Source organism: Streptomyces sp. SID5469, assembly GCF_009862865.1.
Lineage (GTDB): Bacteria > Actinomycetota > Actinomycetes > Streptomycetales > Streptomycetaceae > Streptomyces > Streptomyces avermitilis.
Window position 1 is genome coordinate 1,216,887 of record NZ_WWIN01000001.1, and the last position, 14,392, is coordinate 1,231,278.

14 protein-coding genes, 1 tRNA gene and 1 pseudogene are annotated in these 14,392 nt (G+C 68.7%); 7 read left to right on the forward strand and 9 right to left on the reverse strand.

Translation table 11 applies throughout. The features are described 5' to 3' along the window. Positions 1-8: 8 nt before the first annotated feature. On the reverse strand, positions 9-1,208 hold the full coding sequence (locus GTY58_RS05180; RefSeq protein ID WP_010982394.1) for a PP2C family protein-serine/threonine phosphatase: 1,200 nt from the start codon (positions 1,206-1,208) through the stop codon (positions 9-11). A gap of 180 nt (positions 1,209-1,388) precedes the next feature. On the opposite strand from GTY58_RS05180, the gene GTY58_RS39525 reads away from it, so the two are divergent. Beyond that, on the forward strand, positions 1,389-1,562 hold the full coding sequence (locus tag GTY58_RS39525; protein WP_010982395.1) for a hypothetical protein: 174 nt from the start codon (positions 1,389-1,391) through the stop codon (positions 1,560-1,562). A 522-nt stretch (positions 1,563-2,084) separates the two neighbouring features. After that, entirely contained in the window at positions 2,085-2,255 is a 171-nt protein-coding gene (locus tag GTY58_RS05185) for a hypothetical protein (RefSeq protein WP_010982396.1), read from the forward strand. A 132-nt stretch (positions 2,256-2,387) separates the two neighbouring features. On the opposite strand, the gene GTY58_RS05190 is transcribed toward GTY58_RS05185, so the two are convergent. After that, positions 2,388-2,460, reverse strand: a tRNA-Gly gene (locus tag GTY58_RS05190). A 480-nt stretch (positions 2,461-2,940) separates the two neighbouring features. Here GTY58_RS05190 and GTY58_RS05195 point away from each other — a divergent pair. Both GTY58_RS05195 and GTY58_RS05200 read left to right on the forward strand, forming a co-directional pair. Continuing rightward, the gene (locus GTY58_RS05195) at positions 2,941-3,348 is read left to right on the forward strand and encodes a YciI family protein (RefSeq protein ID WP_010982398.1); all 408 of its coding nucleotides are present in this window, start codon (positions 2,941-2,943) and stop codon (positions 3,346-3,348) included. 8 nt (positions 3,349-3,356) lie between these two features. Further along, a complete protein-coding gene (locus tag GTY58_RS05200) occupies positions 3,357-4,502 on the forward strand; it encodes a DUF6596 domain-containing protein (RefSeq protein ID WP_010982399.1) in 1,146 nt (381 codons plus the stop codon). A gap of 281 nt (positions 4,503-4,783) precedes the next feature. Here GTY58_RS05200 and GTY58_RS41550 read toward each other — a convergent pair whose 3' ends face one another. Next, the gene (locus GTY58_RS41550) at positions 4,784-4,975 is read right to left on the reverse strand and encodes a hypothetical protein (RefSeq protein ID WP_037652661.1); all 192 of its coding nucleotides are present in this window, start codon (positions 4,973-4,975) and stop codon (positions 4,784-4,786) included. A gap of 167 nt (positions 4,976-5,142) precedes the next feature. Here GTY58_RS41550 and GTY58_RS05210 point away from each other — a divergent pair, with 167 nt between their 5' ends. Together GTY58_RS05210 and GTY58_RS05215 are read left to right on the forward strand one after the other, a co-directional pair. Further along, positions 5,143-6,276, forward strand: a complete 1,134-nt coding sequence (locus GTY58_RS05210; protein WP_010982401.1) for a glutathione-independent formaldehyde dehydrogenase — start codon at positions 5,143-5,145, stop codon at positions 6,274-6,276. A 354-nt stretch (positions 6,277-6,630) separates the two neighbouring features. Then, on the forward strand, positions 6,631-7,071 hold the full coding sequence (locus GTY58_RS05215; protein WP_010982402.1) for a hypothetical protein: 441 nt from the start codon (positions 6,631-6,633) through the stop codon (positions 7,069-7,071). A 384-nt stretch (positions 7,072-7,455) separates the two neighbouring features. Here the strand turns inward: GTY58_RS05215 and GTY58_RS05220 are convergent, their stop codons facing one another. Both GTY58_RS05220 and GTY58_RS05225 read right to left on the reverse strand, forming a co-directional pair. Further along, complete coding sequence (locus tag GTY58_RS05220) at positions 7,456-7,626, reverse strand: hypothetical protein (RefSeq protein WP_037652668.1); 171 nt, start codon at positions 7,624-7,626, stop codon at positions 7,456-7,458. A gap of 119 nt (positions 7,627-7,745) precedes the next feature. After that, positions 7,746-8,171: a helix-turn-helix domain-containing protein gene (locus GTY58_RS05225; protein ID WP_010982403.1), complete on the reverse strand. Its 426-nt coding sequence runs from the start codon at positions 8,169-8,171 to the stop codon at positions 7,746-7,748. Between the two features lie 134 nt (positions 8,172-8,305). Between GTY58_RS05225 and GTY58_RS05230 the strand changes: the two are divergent. Next, a pseudogene (locus GTY58_RS05230) lies at positions 8,306-8,674 on the forward strand (VOC family protein); the annotation flags it as partial. Between the two features lie 669 nt (positions 8,675-9,343). Here GTY58_RS05230 and GTY58_RS05240 read toward each other — a convergent pair. The 4 genes from GTY58_RS05240 to GTY58_RS05255 all read right to left on the reverse strand — a co-directional run bounded on the left by GTY58_RS05240 (position 9,344) and on the right by GTY58_RS05255 (position 14,391). Beyond that, positions 9,344-10,552, reverse strand: a complete 1,209-nt coding sequence (locus GTY58_RS05240; RefSeq protein ID WP_010982405.1) for a beta-1,3-glucanase family protein — start codon at positions 10,550-10,552, stop codon at positions 9,344-9,346. 281 nt (positions 10,553-10,833) lie between these two features. Further along, the gene (locus GTY58_RS05245; RefSeq protein ID WP_010982406.1) at positions 10,834-11,832 is read right to left on the reverse strand and encodes an ABC transporter permease; all 999 of its coding nucleotides are present in this window, start codon (positions 11,830-11,832) and stop codon (positions 10,834-10,836) included. A gap of 32 nt (positions 11,833-11,864) precedes the next feature. Further along, positions 11,865-12,830 (reverse strand): ABC transporter permease, encoded by a 966-nt coding sequence (locus tag GTY58_RS05250; protein ID WP_010982407.1) that lies wholly within the window; start codon positions 12,828-12,830, stop codon positions 11,865-11,867. Continuing rightward, positions 12,823-14,391 carry a sugar ABC transporter ATP-binding protein gene (locus GTY58_RS05255; RefSeq protein WP_010982408.1) on the reverse strand — a complete coding sequence of 523 codons (1,569 nt, stop codon included), beginning with the start codon at positions 14,389-14,391 and terminating at the stop codon, positions 12,823-12,825. Before GTY58_RS05255 ends, GTY58_RS05250 begins: the two co-directional genes overlap by 8 nt. Between the last annotated feature and the right edge of the window lies 1 nt (position 14,392).

A 14,392-nucleotide genomic window follows, 5' to 3' on the forward strand; every position in this document is an offset into this window, starting at 1 on the left:
TGATCTCGTTACCGAGCCTGCATCGGCGTGTCCCCGTACCGGGGTGCTCCAGGGGTGCCGTGCCAGTCCAGGATCAGGACCGTGGCGTCGTCCTTGAGGTTGCCGTCGCAGGTCTCCAGCACCCCGGCCGTCAGAGCTCGGACGGCTTCCCGTGGGTGGAAGGCGCGGGTGTCGTGTACGAGCGCGGGCAGGTCGACGGCCGCGGCGCCGCGCTCCTGCATGCCGTCGGTGAGCAGGATCAGCCGGTCCCCGGGGCGCAGGGGCAGTTCCTGTACGCGGTAGGCGGTGGGTGCCGACACGCCGAACGGCAGGTTGACGGCGAGTTTGACCTCTTCGACGATGCCGTCGCGCAGACGCAGCGGCCAGGGATGTCCGGCGTTGACCAGACGGCACATGCCTGTTTCGAGGTCGACGCACAGGAGTTGTCCGGTGGCCAGGCCGCGGCTGTGGTTCAGCAGGGCTTGGTGGGCGTGGTGGGCTTGAAGGGCGGCGTCACAGCCGCTGCGGCGGGCACCGCGCAGGGCACCGACCAGCAAGGTGGCCAGCAGAGCGGAGTCGGTGTCGTGGCCCATGGCGTCGGTGATGGACAGGTGCAGGGTGTCGCGGTCGAGGGTGTAGTCGTAGGTGTCACCGCCGATGTCGTCAGCCGGGATCAGCCCTGCGGCGAGGGTGAACTGGGCGGCCTCGCAACAGGAGGCCGAGGGGAGCAGCTGGTGCTGGATCTCCGCGGCCAGGCTGGTCTTGGTGGTACGCCGGCCCAAGTGGTACAGGTCGGTGAACCGGCGGTCCGTGACGATGATGTAGGCGAGCGCGTGTGCCGCTTCGCCGACCTGTCTGAGCACGGTGTCGTCGGCGTACTGGAGGGTCACCTCCAGTACGCCGATGCAGTCGCCGCGGTTGGTGACGGGCGTGATGACGCGCTGTCCGCCCTGGCCGTCCGGTTCCACATGCTGGCGCTGGCTCTGCAGAACGATGTCGTAGACGCTGCCTCGCAGGCCGACCGGCTCGGCATGCTCCACGGCATCACCCTCGACGGCCGGAGTCAGCCGCACCAGCCGCTGACCAATGAGGTCGACGAACAGGAAGGACACACGCTCCGCCCCGAACCGCTTTCGCAGGTTGCGTGCGATCACGTCAACGGACTCCCCCGGCGGCGCGGCCTCCGCGGCGGCCAGAAGCTCACCCAGTTCCAGATCTCCGCCATCCATGACAACCTCCGATCGACTGCCTCTACTCCTTCCCAGGGTTTCTTCGACATCACCCGGCGCGGCCGATCACGACTGGCCTGGACCACGCCGGTCCACTCCACCCCGAGCTGTTCGGCGACGACCGTTTCCATCCCGGGACCATGGGCACGTGGATGAGTGAGTGCCTACGAAAGGACCGACATGAGTGCCGGAGAAAAGGCCAAGGCCAAGGCCGAGCAGGTTGTCGGGAAGGCCGTGAGGAAGGCAGCCCATGCGATGGGCCAGGAGACCACCGCCGCCAAGGGCGCCGCGTTGGAGGCCCGGGGCAAGGCCCGGGACACCAAGGAGAGGGCGAAGGGCAGCTTCAGGCACTGACCGCGCCCCGCTCAGGGTGAAGGCCATGAGCGGAGCCGGCCTGCCACCTGAGCAGGCTCGTACGTCCGACAGCGCGCAGCCGGGCTTGCCCGGCTGCGCGCTCTGGTTGTGGACTCGCCGTCTCGTCCTGCGGCATTGCGCGAAGCGGCCCCGGTCCACGCACGAGCCGTCCGGTGGACCACGGCCAGGCGAAGGTGTTCCGCCCGGTGGACGTGAAGTAGTAGCTGGTGCAGCCGCCCGCGTCGTAGACCGTGGTCGTGAGCGCCTCTTGGACGGCGGTGTTGTGCTCGGCCTGCACGGCCGACGAGGGCGCCCGGACACACATCCACGAAGGCGACCAGCCCGGCGCGTGGTCTGCATGATCCCGAACTGCGCGCGCCGGCAGCGCACGTGACGGCGGCACCGCGCGGATGGGCACGGGCAGCCCGTCAGAGTGCCCCGAGCGGCGGATAAGAAACAGATAAATCTTCTGCGTGTGCGGGGGTTGTGGAGGGGCACACGGCGGGACGGAGGTTGATAACTATGGTTCCCCTGCTGCTCGTTCTTCTGCTCGCCCTGATCCTCTTCGGTGCCGGATTCGCACTCAAGGCCCTGTGGTGGATCGCCGTGATCGTCCTGGTGATCTGGCTGGTCGGCTTCTTCGCTCGCTCCTCGGGAGCAGGTGGGAAGCGAGGCCGCTGGTATCGCTGGTAGGGCGCGTCCGAAGATGCCGGACGCGGGTGGGGGCGCACCGATTGCTGGTGCGCCCCCACCCGTGTGTGCGTAGTCGCTCACCGGCTCCACAACGCAGGAACCCCACCCCGGATGACCGGGGTGGGGTTGTGGTGGAGCGCCGGGCAGGGCTTGCACCTGCATTTCCCCGCAGGAAGCGGGGCGTCTTTCCTTGGACCACCAACGCGAGGCGCGTCAGCCAAGGTTCGGCGGCACGCTCAAGATCAAGTGTAGCGCAGCCACAGCGCCGTTTCGCCACGACCGCGACCGGCCGGGCGGCCTGCTGCCCGACCAGTCGTCCGCCGCCCGCACGAGGTGGGTCCCGTATCGCCTTGTCGGCGTGCCGCGGCGCCGGCGGCCGGCCCATGTGCTCCGGAAACCTGCGGCGTTGGGCCAGCGAGGCGAACTGGTCGTCACAGCCCGCGCAGTAGCCCTCCAGCGATTCCGGTGGACTTGATTCAGTTGCTCGGTCGCTGCTGATCTTGGGTGACTCGCTCCGTATCGCCCTCGCGCCACGGCATCGGCCCGGACACCGCGAGACGGCTCACCCGGGTTCATCCCCGAGAGCCAAAAAAAGTCGCTCGGCGATGTCGAGAACCCGTGGCTGGCTCCGTCCCCGTGATGAACGCGACCAGAATGGGTCGTACCAGCACCGAGGAGAACCACGATGGCCAAGTACCTGCTGCTCAAGCACTACCGCGGCGCTCCGGCGGCGGTCAACGACGTACCCATGGACCAGTGGACGCCGGAGGAGATCTCGGCCCATATCCAGTACATGAACGACTTCGCCGCCCGGCTCGAGGGGACCGGCGAGTTCGTCGACGGTCAGGCGCTCGCCCCCGAGGGGACGTTCGTCCGGTACGACGGCGAGGGCCGCCCGCCGGTCACCGACGGCCCGTTCGCCGAGACCAAGGACCTCATCGCCGGCTGGATGGTGATCGACGTCGACAGCTACGAGCGCGCCGTCGAGCTGGCCGGGGAGCTGTCGGCGGCCCCCGGCGCGGGCGGGAAGCCGATCCACGAGTGGCTCGAGCTGCGCCCGTTCCTGGCCGCGCCGCCCACCATCACCGAGTGACCTCGACGATGAACGAGGCCCTGCTCCGGAGCCTCACACCGAGCGTGCTCGGGATCCTCGTCCGCCGCGGAGCCGACTTCGCGGCGGCCGAGGACGCCGTCCAGGACGCGCTGGTCGAGGCGGTCCGCGTCTGGCCGGCCGACCCGCCACGGGACCCCAAGGGCTGGCTGGTCACCGTGGCCTGGCGCCGGTTCCTCGACGCGACCCGCGCGGACACCGCCCGGCGCCGGCGTGAGGACCTCGTCGACGACGAACCGGCGCCCGGGCCCGCGCCCACGGTGGACGACACGCTCCAGCTGTACTTCCTGTGCGCCCACCCGTCGCTGACGCCGTCGTCCGCGGTCGCGCTCACGCTGCGCGCCGTCGGCGGGCTGACCACCCGCCAGATCGCCCAGGCCTACCTGGTGCCCGAGGCGACCATGGGGCAGCGCATCAGCCGGGCCAAGCGCACCGTCTCCGGCGTGCGATTCGACCAGCCCGGCGACGTCGCCACCGTGCTGCGCGTCCTCTACCTGGTCTTCAACGAGGGCTACTCCGGCGATGTCGACCTCGCCGCCGAGGCCATCCGGCTCACCCGGCAGCTCACGGCCGCGATCGACCACCCCGAGGTGGCGGGGCTGCTCGCCCTCATGCTGCTCCACCACGCCCGGCGCGCCGCCCGGACCAAGCCCGACGGCAGTCTGGTGCCGCTCGCCGAGCAGAACCGGAGCCGGTGGGACACGCAGCTGATCGCCGAGGGCGTCGAGATCGTTCAGGCGGCCCTCGCCCGCGACCGGCTGGGTGAGTTCCAGGCCCAGGCCGCCATCGCGGCACTTCACACCGACGCGCCCACCGCCGAGGAGACCGACTGGGTGCAGATCGTCGAGTGGTACGACGAGCTCGCGCGCCTGACCGACAGCCCGGTCGTGCGGCTCAACCGCGCGGTGGCCGTCGGCGAGGCCGACGGACCGCGCGCCGGCCTGGCGGCGCTCGCGGCGCTGGACGACTCGCTGCCCCGCCACGCCGCGGTGGCGGCGTACCTTCACGAGCGCGACGGCGACCTGGCGACGGCGGCACGGCTGTACGCCGAGGCGGCCCAAAAGGCACCGAACCTCGCCGAGCGCGACCACCTGACGCGCCAGGCCGCCCGGCTCAACGCCCGCGGGTGTCGCTGACGGGTCGCGCTCGGATGTTCCCGCGGCACTTGGCGCGGCCCTGTGGCCAGAGCGGTCGCCTCAAAGTGAGCAGGCGGGTCGAGACCAGTGCGCGACGCGTTGCCGACGGGGAGGCCTTGCGGCGACGACAGGCGCGCCGGAGGCGCGCTGACGCCCGTGATCAATCTCGGGCGTACTGCGCCCGTGATCGATCTCGGCGCTACTTCCTGTATCGCACGTACTCACACATCGGAGTCGCACGGCATCCGACGCGGGTGCACGGGCGGCGCCGCGCTGAGCTGTCAGCGGTCGGCGATGTCCTCGCGGAGGCCGTCGGAGAATTCCCACCACGACAAAGGGAGCCAGTCACCGTTGACAAAGGCATCGACAGTCGCACCGCGACCGCGGACAGTCACGGTCGTTCCTGGCGGGTAGATGGTGCCGGACAGTCCGGGTACGGGGACCAGAAGGCTTCCCAGTCGTTGTGCTGACACTTTTCGCCTTCCCTTCCATTTCTTGGTACGGCATCGGGAAAATATTCAACCGACAATACCGGTTTGTCCGATCCCGTAGGTCGGAGAATGATGAGAGATGGGTCACGCGGAGAAAACGCGGCAGCGTGGCATCCAGACACGTACATCGTCGAGCGGAGGTGGCAGCCATGAAGGCCGTCGTTTACAAGGGAGCATTCGACGTTGCGGTCGAAGATGTTGAAAAGCCCAGCATCCAGCATCCGAACGATGTGATCGTACGGATCACCTCCACCGCGATATGCGGCTCCGATCTGCACATGTACGAGGGGCGCACCGCTGCGGAGCCCGGCATCGTCTTCGGCCACGAGAACATGGGAATCATCGAGGAGCTCGGCCAGGGCGTCACCGCGCTCAAGGAGGGCGACCGCGTGGTCATGCCCTTCAATGTCGCCTGCGGCTTCTGCACCAACTGCGTCGACGGGTTCACCGGTTACTGTCTGACCGTCAATCCCGGTTTCGCGGGCGGCGCGTACGGCTATGTCGCCATGGGGCCCTGGCAGGGCGGCCAGGCGGAATACATACGCGTTCCCTACGCCGACTTCAACTGCCTGAAGCTGCCGCCGGGAAACGAGCACGAGAGCGATTTCATATTGCTCGCCGACATCTTCCCGACCGGCTACCACGGGTGTGAACTCGCCCAAGTCCGCCCGGGCGAGAGCGTCGCAGTCTACGGCGGAGGGCCCGTCGGGCTCATGGCCGCCTATTCCGCTCTGCTGCGCGGAGCGAAAAAGGTGTTCGTCGTGGACCGGGTACTGGAGCGGCTGCAAAAGGCCGAGGAGATGGGCGCGGTCCCGATCAACTTCGCCGAGGGCGACCCGATCGCGCAGATCAAGGAGCAGACCGAGGGCATCGGCACGGACAAGGGCGTTGACGCCGTCGGCTACCAGGCGATGGCGCACGGCACGGACCGCGAGGAACCGGCGACCGTCCTGAACTCGCTCGTCGGCACGGTCCGACCCACCGGAGCGCTCGGCGTGCCCGGCCTCTACGTCCCGGCCGACCCCGGAGGCCCCGACGAGCAGGCCAAACAGGGCATGCTTCTCGTCGCGATCGGCAAGCTCTTCGAGAAGGGCCTGCGAGTGGGCACGGGACAGTGCAACGTGAAGCGCTACAACCGGTACCTGCGCGGCATGATCACCGAGGGCCGGGCGAAGCCCAGCTTCGTCGTCTCCCACGAACTGCCCCTGGATCAGGCACCGTCGGCCTACGACAAGTTCGACAAGCGCATCGAGGGCTACACGAAGGTGGTGCTGCACCCGTAGCCCTGTGGACCGACACGGCGGCCCCGGCCGGATTCCCGGCCGGGGCCGCATGTGCACGTGGTCGTGAAGGGCGGTCGCCTACGCGGCGAAAGGCTCCATGAGGCTTCAGCCGAACGATCGTCCTCATGGGCGATGGGTGAGGCCCGGGGACACTGTCCCCTTCACCACCACGCCTCCTGCAACCAACGGCACCCGGCGATTGTTCCCCGCACTCCCCCGGCGCCGGCGGCGCTCCTCCTCGGGACCCGCGGCACCGGCATTCCGTGAACGTGCCCCCGTCCCGCCTCGGCCTCGGCGTCGGCTCTGCGACACGGTTCGCCGTTTGCAGACCGTAGGACCGGATATCCGAGCGGTATGGCTGGAGCAAGTAACAAGACGACGAATGGACAGTCGCCGACCGCGAACGCGCGAGCGGCGAAGAAGACCGTGGCCGAAGGAGCCGCAACACCGGCGAAGGAGGCGCAGCAGGCCGCCACGGAGGCGACGAAGAACGCCGGGGACGCGGCGGGCGCCGTCGGCCGCGGCAGCAAGGAAGTCCTGGCGGGCCTCGGCGGAGCGGCGTCGGAGAAGGCCAGGGAAGCGGCCAGGACGGTGCAGGGCACCGTCGTCTCGGCCGCCGAACAGACCGTCGGCAAGGCCGGCTTGGTCTGGACCCTCCTGAAGGCCAGGAAGGTCGTGGCGGCCGCCGCCGGCGCGGGAACCGCCACCGTGGTTCTCTGCTCCTACACACTGGGCCGCCGTGCCGGTCTACGGCAGCGTGGACCGCTCTCCCGTCTCAGCGGCGGCCGTCTTTGAGCGGCAGAACCCACCGAGGCAGTCCTGTGCGCGGGCCCGCCGGAGCTTTCCGCTCCGGCGGGCCTGCCGCTTGGGGGGAACGGAGAGTTGGTGGTTGTGGTGGGAATCGAGTCCGGTGGGTGCTCGAGCGTCAGCTGATGCCTCCAGCGGCTGGACGACGACCCCGTACCCGCCGCAGTGAGTGCCCGGGAAGCCCGCTGTGTTGGAGGTGCGCGGTTCCCTGCGCGGACAACGGACCTCCCGGCCACAGAGTGCTCCTGCCCCGTTCCCGCACCACCCGTGCACCAAGCACGGCATTTTCACGCAAGAGGCACACGAACGCCGGGCGGCCCCAGACCTGAATGTCTGGGGCCGCCCGGCACTTCCGGGTGTGACTACTGCTCGCTACCAGCGATACCAACGGCCGCGACCACCACCGGTTCCGGCGGAACGCATGACGAAACCGAGCAACCAGACCGCCAGCACAATCACGGCCACGATCCACAGAGCCTTGAGCGCGAAGCCCGCGCCGAAGAGAACCAGAGCGAGCAGAAGAACGAGAAGCAGGGGAACCATAGTTATCAACCTCCAAAGCACCGTGTGCCCTGGTAACACCCCGCCATGCGCCCAAAGTTTATGCGTTTCTTATCCTTCGGCGCGGGAATGTGGCACCACCCACAACGCCTCACCCTCGTTCAGTCCTTGGTGCCGGTGTGCGGGGGGTGAGCGGCGTCGTTGTGCTGCGCGTCGAAGCGTCGCCGGGCCGCCTCGATCTCGTCCAGGTACCGGCGGGTCCACGCGCACATGCCGTTGACCGTGTCGCGCAGCGCCCCGCCCGCCTCGGTGAGGCGGTAGTCGACCCGTGGCGGCACTTCGGCGTACACCGTCCTGTGCACCAGCCCGTCCCGTTCGAGCCCACGCAGGGTCTGGGTGAGCATCTTGTGGCTGATGCCGTCCACCGCGGTCCGCACCTCGGTGAACCGGAGGGTCTGCTCGCCCAGCACATTGATGATCAGCAGCGCCCACTTGTTGGCCACACCGGAGAAGATCTCGCGGGCCAGGGAGTCGGCACGCGTCACGTCTTTGTCCTCGGGCGCGCGCCTGACCTGCTTGGTAACCACGAGGTTCCCCTCTCCCCGAAAAGTGCGTTCTTCCACGTCAAACCATAGTCACCTACGGTTTCCGACTGACCAGAAGAGATCATTGGGCCGCCCGGTACGCCGGCTGCGGCCGCCCGACATGGTATGGAGAGCCCATGAGCATCCTGAAGACGTACGCCCGCCTGTGGACCGACAGCCTCGACAGCGCGCTGCCGCTCCTCACGGAACTCACCGGCGTGCAGCCGGACCTGCGGCTGGCGTTTCACTCCGTGGAACTGGCCGCCATCGGCGACTTCCTCGTCATCGCGGGCCCGGCCGACGAGCGCGCGAAGTACGCGCACGCCTCCGCCACCGTGGTCGTCGAGGACCTCGACGCCCTCGCCACGACCCTGAAGGCCGCCGACGCCACCATCACCACTCCCACGACGAGCGGTCCGACGGGACGGTTCCTCTACGCCCGCCACGCCGACGGGGCAGAGGTCGAATACGTCGAGTGGGTCCCGGAGTTGGTCCGCCGGCTCATCCACCAGGGATCCCTCGCACGCACCACGCCTCGCACGACATCGGGTAAGGCCGAGCCCGAAAGGGGGAGCAGCGTTTCGAGCTCCTTGGGGTGAACGGGGAGGGGCGCACAGGACTGCCCGCGTCTCATGACACACGCACGTGGTGCGACAAAAAGAACCCCACCCCTGAACATTCGGGGTGGGGTTCGTATGGAGCGCCGGGCAGGCCTTGCACCTGCATCTCCCCGCAGGAAGCGGGGCGTCTTTCCTTGGACCACCAACGCACAGCTCACCACCGGGAGTTCCGGCGGCCTGCTCAAGATCAAGCATAGCGCAGTTTCACCACCCGGCGGTCCGGGCTCCGGTGAGCACCACGCTCGGCGGCCCGGAGGCCATCTCCGGATGGCACCACCCTGTGCCGTCCTCCGTCCTGGGCGACGGTGCTCTCGCCGGACACCTGAAGACTGATGAACAGCACCGGCTCGTCGTCGGCCTTGGTCAGCCGTGGAGTCCGATGCACCGTGGCGGGGTTGGCCCGCACGGTGGTGACCTGTAGAGATCCCCACCTCCGTGATCGTCGCCGGTGCCACGACGGGCACACGTTGTCGCATGGCACCATGCGTGACCGGAGGCACGGACGTGTGCCACCGGGCAGGAAGCCCGGTGGGCACACGCTTGCCCTGCCCGGTTCTAGAAGGGGGTCAGAGTCAGGTTGATGCCCGTGGGCGCGGTGTCCTGAATGTACGAGGCGAAGTCGGCGACGTCGTCGAAGGCGAAGCCGTACGCCTTGCCGTCCTCGGTGGCCGCGTGAATGGCCTTCGCGTAGTGGTTGGCGAGGGCCGACCCGTAGAAGGCGGCGGGATCCGTAGTGGGCTGCGCGGAGTCGTTGACAAGGGTGGAACGGTTGAAGCCGGCGCCGAGGACGGCGGCAACAGGGCCGGTGGTCCCGTCATTGGGGGCGGCCAGACTGCCGTCGCAGAAGAACACGTCGCGGGTGGACGGCTTGCTGAAGGAGACCGAGGCCGGGCCGGTGAAGGTCAGCTTGTCCCCGCGGACCCGACCGGTGAAGGCACCGGCGTTCGTGGTGACGGTCAGGTCCTTGCCTGTATACGTGCTCCACACCTCGTCGATGTACGGGGCGAAGTAGTCCTCGGCGAAGATGCCGGCGTCCAGGCCGTGTCCCGGGGCGATGACGCGCAGGTCGTCCACCACCAGTCGCTCGAACTCGGGGACCGACTTGACCGCGGCGAAGACTCGCGCCCGTCCACCGTCACGCAGAGTCCCCGTGGTCTGGTCCTTGGTGCCGGTCAGCCGGATACTCAGCGGGACGCTGAACATGTCGACCATGGTGGTGTTGCAGAACATCCCCGCTGAGTTGTGGGTGAACTCGGCGCAGTCGTGCAACACGCGATAGTTGGGGTCCGACTCCACCCACCCGGCGGGGTACTGCAGAGCGGCGTTGCCGTTGCCGTCCGCCACCGCCTTCAACTTCAGCTTGTCACCGAGCGCGACGTAGATGCGGCCGGACATGTACGGCAGTGACAGCCTCGTTTCGCCGCTGCCGGACAGGGCGATGGCGTAGTCGGTAAAGCCGTCGGCGCCGTTGTCCGCGAGGGATATCGGAGCCAGGGTGCCCTCAGAGGTAACCCGAACCTGCTTACCGTCCTCGTTTCCCACGATGTAGAGGTGCACCGAGGAGTTGGCGAACGATCCAGTCCTGTTGACGATCGTCAGCGGGAGCGCACCGGCCGCACGTGGGGCCGCGCCCCCGTTGTCCGAGGCCACGGTGGCGAGGGCGTGCGGCGCTCCCATGGCGGCCGCCGGGACGGCCACGGCCGTTCCGGCGAGCGCGGCGAGCAGCTTGCGACGGGAGAGGTCGCGCTGGTGACGGGGCGTCATGTGGGGGGCTCCTTCTTGCGTGCGACTCGGATCGGGCGTGGGGGGAAGTGGACGCGTCGGGAAGCGAAGGGGAACAGCGTCCGTCTGAGAGCGCTCTCTGAACGCTCCGCAGTCTTCGCCGACGGGCCCCGATGCTAGCCCGACACCACCCCAGGGACCACCCGCCCCCCGAGGAGCCAAAATCTCTCTCACCTGCGGTTATTTGACTCTGCGTCCGATGAACAAGATTGCTTAAGGCGTCTTTAAACCGCTCTTAAACAAGCGGCATCCAACCCCCTGCGTCAGGCGACCCGGCGCCGCCTGGCCAGCCAGGTCTGGGCGATGATGACCACCACGAGGAAGCCACCGCTGACCACCTGCTGGTAGGCGGAGTCGAGTGAGCCGATCTGGTTGATGATGTTCTGGATCGTCTTCAGCAGCAGCACACCCACCAGGGATCCGCTGACGAAGCCGAGGCCACCGGAGAGCAGCGTGCCGCCGATGACGACGGCGGCGATGGCGTCCAGCTCCATGCCGTAACCGAGGATCGTGACGCCGGAGGCGAGCCAGGCCGCGTTCAGGGCACCTGCCAATCCGGCGAGCAGCGCGGAAAGCGTGTACACCGTGATCTTGGTGCGGGCGACCGGAGCTCCCATGAGAGCGGCGGCGTCCTCGTTGCCCCCGACGGCGTAGACGTTCTGGCCGAAGCGAGTGCGGCGCAGGGCGACGGCACCCGCCAGGAACAGCGCGCCGGTGATCCACACCGGCGCGCCGACGCCCAGCAGTCTGCCCTGGCCGAGGTGGACGAAGACCGTTTCCTTGTCGACCAGATACGTGGTGGCGCCTTCGTCGGTGATGTTGAGCATGAGACCCCGTGCGGCGAGCATCGCGGCGAGCGTGACGATGAAGGGGGCGAGCCGGGTCCTGGCGATGAGCAGACCGTTGACGCATCCGATCAGACCGCAGACCGCGAGCGGCAGCAGCAGGGCGACCAGGGCGCCGTACCGCGAGCCCCAGGCGGCGAGTACGCCACCGAGGGCGAAGACCGACCCGACGGACAGGTCGATGCCTCCGGTGACGATGACGAAGGTCATGCCGAGTGCGACCACGGCCAGGAACGACGACGTCATGGCCAGGTTCTCGATGTTGTCGCCGGTGGCGAAGGAGTCGAAGGAGAACGAGGCGACAAGTGCCAGTACCAGGAGGGCCACCAGCGCACCGTGCTGCTGGGCCAGGGCGCTGAGCCGCTCGCCGCGGACGACGCCGCTCCCCCTGCCGGCCTCGACACCGGATGCGGACATGGCGGGTTCCTTCGTCAAGTCCTTGGTGATGCTCACCGCTTCCCCCTCTCACGTGCCGCGTAGACGGCCAGGATGATCACCACGGCCTGGGCCAGCTGGGTCCAGGACGGGGACAGGTCGTGTTTGATGAGGGTCGCCGTCAGCAGCTGGATGAGCAGGGCGCCCGCGACGGTGCCGCCGACGCGGACACGTCCGCCGGTCAGGGGCGTCCCGCCGACGACGACCGCGGTGATCGCCGACAGCTCCATGAGCTGGCCCAGTGACGTCGGATCGCTCGCGGACAGGCGTGCGGTGGAGAGGAACCCGGCGACGGCGGCGAGCACGCCGGAGCAGACGTAGACGGTGATCAGGACGCGCCGTACGGGAAGCCCGGCGAGCTGCGCCGCCGGCCTGCTGTCTCCGATGGCCAGCAGTTGGCGGCCGAACGTGGTGCGCCGCACGACGAAGGCGACCACGACCGCGAGGGCCGCCGCGATGAGCACGAGATACGGAACGCCGACGACGTCACCCGAGCCGAGGGACAGCAGCGTCGGATCGCGCACGTCCTTGAGCTGCGGCAGCATGACGAGTGCCAGACCGCGGGTGCCGACCATGAGGGCCAGGGTGGCGACGATCGGCTGGACGCCGACGAACGCGATCAGGGTGCCGTTGGCAAGGCCGATGACCACGCCGCCGACGACCACGGTGAGCAGGGCCACCCAGGGGCCGTAGCCGAGGTAGAGGGACAGCAGCGAGGTCGACAGGGCCATGACGGATCCCACCGACAGGTCGATGCCCTCGGTGCCGATGGCCAGTGCCATGCCGAGGGCGACGACCAGGACGGGGGCGACCTGGACGGCCTGGGTGCGGAAGTTCGCGGCGGACAGGAAGTGGTCGGTGAAAGCGACGTTGAACAGCAGCAGGACCACGACGCCCGCGTAGACGCCGTATTCCTGGAGCCACCGCACGGCCGCCGCGCGGTCCGCGGGCAGGGCGTTGCGCAGGGCGACGTCAGCCATGGGTGGCGGCCTCCTCCTCGGTGGACGCTTCTTCTTCCGCCGCTTGTGCGATGGCCCGCATCAGCCGGTCGGCCGTGACGTCGTCAGCGCGCAGTTCGGCGATGGCCGCACCGTCCCGGAGGACGACGACGCGGTCGGAGCCTTCGATCAGTTCCTCGATGTCGGACGAGATGAGCAGGACGCCCAGGCCGTCCTCGGCGAGTTCGTCGATGAGCTGCTGCACCTCGGCCTTGGCACCGATGTCGATGCCGCGGGTCGGCTCGTCCAGAAGAAGCACCTTGGGGTTCATCGCGAGCCAGCGGGCGAGCAGCACCTTCTGCTGGTTGCCGCCGGAGAGTTCGCCGACCTTCTGGTGCGGACTGGACGCCTTGATGCGCAGCCGCTTCATGAAGGTGTCGACGACGGCGTCCATGCGGGACTCGGCGACCAGGCCGTAGCGGGAGAGCTGGGGCAGGGCGGCCAGGGCGATGTTCTCCCGCACCGACAGCCCCGGCACGATGCCTTCGGACTTGCGGTCCTCGGGCAGGAGACTGATGCCGGCGCGGATGGCCGCGACGGTGGAGCCGGTGCGTACCGGGACACCGGCGACGGTGACACGGCCGTCGGCGAGTGCCAGCGCGCCGGCGACGGCTTTGGCGGTCTCGCTGCGGCCGGAACCCAGCAATCCACCGAGGCCGAGTACTTCACCGGGGTGTATTTCCAGGGAGACAGCGCGCAGTTGGTGGGGCCGGGTGAGGTTTTCGGCGCGCAGCACCGGCTCACCGCCCGTGTCGTGCGTACCGGAGAACTTGGTCGTGCCCTCGCTGCGCACCTCGCCGAGGTCGCGTCCCAGCATGTACGAGACCAGGGTGAGACGGTCGGTGCCGGCGAGCGGGCCGGTGTGCACATGGTGGCCGTCGCGCAGCACGGTGACGCTGTCGCAGACGGCGTACAGCTCCTCCATGCGGTGGCTGACATAGACCACGGCGATGCCCTGGTCGCGCAGGCGGCGGATGACGCCGAAGAGGGTGTGGACCTCGCGTGGTTCCAGCGACGATGTCGGTTCGTCCATGACGACGACGCTCGCGTCGACGGCCACCGCGCGGGCCAGGGCGACCATCTGCTGTGCTCCGACGCCGAGTTGGCGCAGCGGTCGGCGGACATCGACGTCGACCCCGTACGCGGTGAGGACCTGGTGGGCCTCCGTGTGCATGCGGCGGAAGTCGATCAGTCCGAGGCGGGTGCGGGGCTCGCGGCCGAGAAAGAGGTTGCGGGCCACGCTCATCAGCGGGATGAGGTTGACTTCCTGGTAGATCGTCGAGATACCGGCGTGCTGCGCTTCCAGTGGTGTGCCGAAAGCGACGGGCTCGCCCCGGTGGAACACCCCGCCCTCGTCGGCCCGGTGGACGCCGGTGAGGACCTTGATGAGGGTGGACTTGCCCGCGCCGTTCTCGCCGACGAGCGCGTGCACCTCCCCCGCGCGTACGGAGAAGTCGACGTCGTCGAGTGCGGTGACGCCGGGGAAGCGTTTGGTCAGTCCTCGTACGGCGAGGACTTCAGCGGATACGGGTGACGCGGTCACC